A 3467-nucleotide genomic window follows, 5' to 3' on the forward strand; every position below is an offset into this window, starting at 1 on the left:
CCGCACCCGCCGGACCGCCCGGCGCGCGATCGCGACCCGCACCGTCGCCGGCGAGGAGACGCGCAGCGACAGCCGCCGCGCGGTCAGCCGGATCCGGGTCACCCGCGGCCGCGCGCGGCTCGGGCGGGCGCCCGGGCCGGCCGGCAGCGCGGCTCGCACGATGCCTCCCTGCTGGGCCAGCGGGACGACCGGGATCCGCAGCGGCGAGGGCACCCCGGGCTGGAGGCTGATCGAGACCGGCGTCGGCACGGTCGACCCGCGGAAGGCCAGGTCGCCGCCGGCGACGACCAGCCGGAACCGGTGGCCGCGGGGGAAGCGGTGGACGATGCCGGGCAGGCTGACCGTGATCGGCCGGCCGTCGGTCGGGACCCGCACCGGCGAGGTCAGCTCGGCCGGCAGCTCGGCGGTGCCGTCCGGATGCAGGTCCTCCAGCCGGACGAAGACCACCGCCTGGCCCAGCTCGCCGAGCAGCGCCCCGGTGACCCCGGCCAGCCCGGGGTTGATCCGCAGCCGCACCGTCGGGATGCCGACGACGTCGGCGTCCGCGGTCAGCGGCGCGCTGGTGAAGCTCGTCGAGGTGCCCGGCAGGTCGACCGGCTGCGAGCCCAGCTCGAAGAGGCTGAAGGTCGTCAGCCCGGTCGGCAGCCCGGCGACGGTGGTCAGGAAGCTCGGGTCGCCGACCTTCGTCGGCGCCCCCTCCGGCTGCAGGGTGCCGTCGGCCGACAGCTCGTAGGCGGCGGTGCGGCCGGCGGGCGGGAAGCTGGCCGAGCGCGCGTAGGCCGGGGTCGCGTCCCCCTGGTAGGGCGCCCACTCGCGGAAGTAGGTGAAGTCGAGCGACGGGACCTTCGGGTCGCCCTTCAGCCAGTGCCCGAACCACTCCAGCACGGCGGTGCTCTCGTAGGCCGGCTTGCGGAACGAGACGTCGACCTCGCCCGGGACCTTGCCGCCGCTGTGGCCGATGTGGTGCCAGATCAGCTTCACCGGGACGCCGCGTGCGCGCAGCGCGTCGTAGGTGGCGACCGACTCCTGGAGGTTGAAGAGCGAGTCCTCCTGGCCCTGGGCCAGCATCGTCGGGATCCGCACCCGGTCGACGTAGTCGGCGACCGACGCGTGGCGGAGGATCCGCGCCAGCCCCGACGGCGGATAGCCCTGGACCAGCGCCATCGTGGCGGCGGCGCACAGCTGCAGGTCGAAGCCGGGGCAGACGAGGGTCCGCTGCCCGGGGTCGACGCTGAGCCCGTTGATGCCGTTGGCCAGGCCGGAGGTGAAGAAGCCCAGGCTCCAGAGCAGCTTCAGCGCGCCGGGCTCGGCGCTCTGGACCCCGGGGCGGAGGTCGGCGTTGTTCGGCGCCAGCGAGTAGCGCAGGTCGTTCCAGGTGTTCTGGGGAACGATCGTGTCGAGCCGCGGGTCGACGCTCGCGGTGGCGAACTGGACCTGGCCGCCGTAGGAGCCGCCGATCATCCCGGCCCGCGGGTCGTTCGGGCGGACGCTGCCGTCGTGGGCCTTGGCGTCGCGGCGGACGAAGTCGACCGTCTGACCGCCCGGCACGCGGGCACCGCCCAGGTACGAGATCAGCGCGCTGGCCGCGCGACCGTCGAAGTCCGGGTCGTCGAGGCTGATCTTGCAGCCGGAGTTGCCCCAGCCGAGGCCGGAGTAGGCGAGCACGACGTAGCCCTTGCGGGCGAGGCCGGCGGCCTGGGAGCGCTCGCCGCCGACGTTGCCGCCGAAGCCGTTGGTGACGAGGATCGCCGGGGCCGGTCGGGCGGCGGTGGCCGACGTGGGGCGGTTCAGCTTGGTCTCGACCAGGCAGCTCTGGGTGTCGCCGACCCCGACCCGCACGGTGAAGGTCAGCGGCTGGACGGTGAAGCCGGCCTCCTGTCGGACGGGGCCCGGCTCGACCCGCACCGGGACCGGCAGGTCGGCCGCCGACGCGGCCGACGCCGACGCGGCGAGGACCGCCGTCGCCACGCATCCCGCCACCGCTGTGCGAGCCGCGCGTCGCCGCGCGCGCCCCGATCGATTCCCGCGCATCCGCTCTCCCCTGCCAGCACGCCCGCGCCCCACGCGCGGATCTCCCGCCGGGGAAACTACCACCGGTCGGGTTTCCGGCGAGGCGTCCGGGCGGTGTGCCGCTCGCCTCCGCAGGTACTAACGTTGCACGCGTGCAACCGTCCCGGGATCCCCGATGAGCAGTCGCCGGACCGGTGCGCCGATCGCGTCGGTCGGCGGGCACCCGAACGGTCAGGTCCCGCGCGCGCTGCGCGAGGAGCAGTTGCTGGACACCGCGCTCAGCGTCTTCGCCGAGCAGGGCTACGAGGCGACCTCGATCGTCGACATCGCGGCGGCGGCGGGGGTCACGCGGCCGGTGGTCTACAAGCACTACGGGTCCAAGGACGGGATCTACCTGGCCTGCCTGCGCCGGGCCCGCCAGCAGCTGGAGCGGCAGCTGGCCGAGGCGATCGATCCCGACGAGGACGCCGAGGGGCAGCTGCGGGCCGGGATCGACGCCTACTTCCGGTTCGTCGAGGACAACGGCCGCGAGTGGGACGTGCTGTTCGGCAACGGGATGCCGGTCTCGGGCCCCGCCGCCGACGGGGCCCTGCAGCTGCGGCGCAACACCGCCGACGTGATCGCCGGCCTGCTGGCGCAGGCGGCGCCGAACCTCGACGCCCAGACGATCGACGCCTTCTCCCAGGCGCTCAACGGCACCGGGGTCGAGCTGGCCCGCTGGTGGCGCCGGCATCCGGCGCTGACGCGCGAGCAGGTGGTCGCCTACCACCTGACCTTCGCCTGGGGCGGCCTGGCGAGCGTCGCCGGCGACGCGGCCGCCACCACCGCCGACGACGGCCGCTGAGCCCGGCCCCGCGAACGCGGGGTCGCTACCGGACGGTCAGCGTCGCGGCCATCCCCATCGCCCGCCCGCCGGCCACCGGGAGGCCACAACCGAGCCGGCTCCGTCGTCTACCGTGGCGCGGCATGGCCGCCGATCGACCAGCCCCGGCGCCCGGCCGGCCCGGCGCTCCGGCGCCCGCCGTCGCGCCTCCGCCGTCGCTGCGCGAGATCGGCCGCGAGTGGGGCCGGATCGGCTGCCTCGGCTTCGGCGGGCCTCCCGCGCACATCGCGATGCTGCGCGAGACGGTCGTCACCCGCCGGCGGTGGATCGACGGCGAGGAGCTGGAGGACGCGATCGCCGTCACCAACCTGCTCCCGGGGCCGGGCTCGACCCAGCTGGCGATCCTCTGCGCCTGGCAGCTGCGGGGGATCGCGGGCGCCCTGGTCGGCGGTCTGGCCTTCGTCCTGCCCGGCCTGGTCCTGATCGTCGCGCTCGCCGCCGCGTTCCTGGCCGACGCGCCGCCGGACTGGCTGCGGGGCGCCGGCGCCGGGGCCGGCGCGGTGGTGGCGGCGATCGCGCTGCACGCCGGCTGGGGCCTGCTCCGCCCGAGCTGGTCCCGGGCGCGCCCCGAGCG

Annotated in this window: 3 protein-coding genes; 2 read left to right on the forward strand and 1 reads right to left on the reverse strand. The window is 75.9% G+C overall.

Annotated features, from left to right (window positions below):
• A partial coding sequence (locus PAI11_RS10695; protein ID WP_050897205.1) for a CocE/NonD family hydrolase occupies window positions 1-1968 on the reverse strand: 1968 nt, incomplete at its 3' end.
• Window positions 1969-2185: 217 nt separating this feature from the next.
• Between PAI11_RS10695 and PAI11_RS24250 the strand changes: the two genes are divergently transcribed.
• Both PAI11_RS24250 and PAI11_RS10705 read left to right on the forward strand, forming a co-directional pair.
• Window positions 2186-2854, forward strand: coding sequence for a TetR/AcrR family transcriptional regulator (locus PAI11_RS24250; RefSeq protein ID WP_007574238.1), 669 nt, complete (start codon window positions 2186-2188; stop codon window positions 2852-2854).
• A gap of 122 nt (window positions 2855-2976) precedes the next feature.
• Window positions 2977-3467: chromate transporter (locus PAI11_RS10705; protein WP_138974230.1), on the forward strand; the 491-nt coding region annotated here is incomplete at its 3' end.

It is taken from the genome of Patulibacter medicamentivorans (assembly GCF_000240225.1).
Taxonomy (GTDB): domain Bacteria; phylum Actinomycetota; class Thermoleophilia; order Solirubrobacterales; family Solirubrobacteraceae; genus Patulibacter; species Patulibacter medicamentivorans.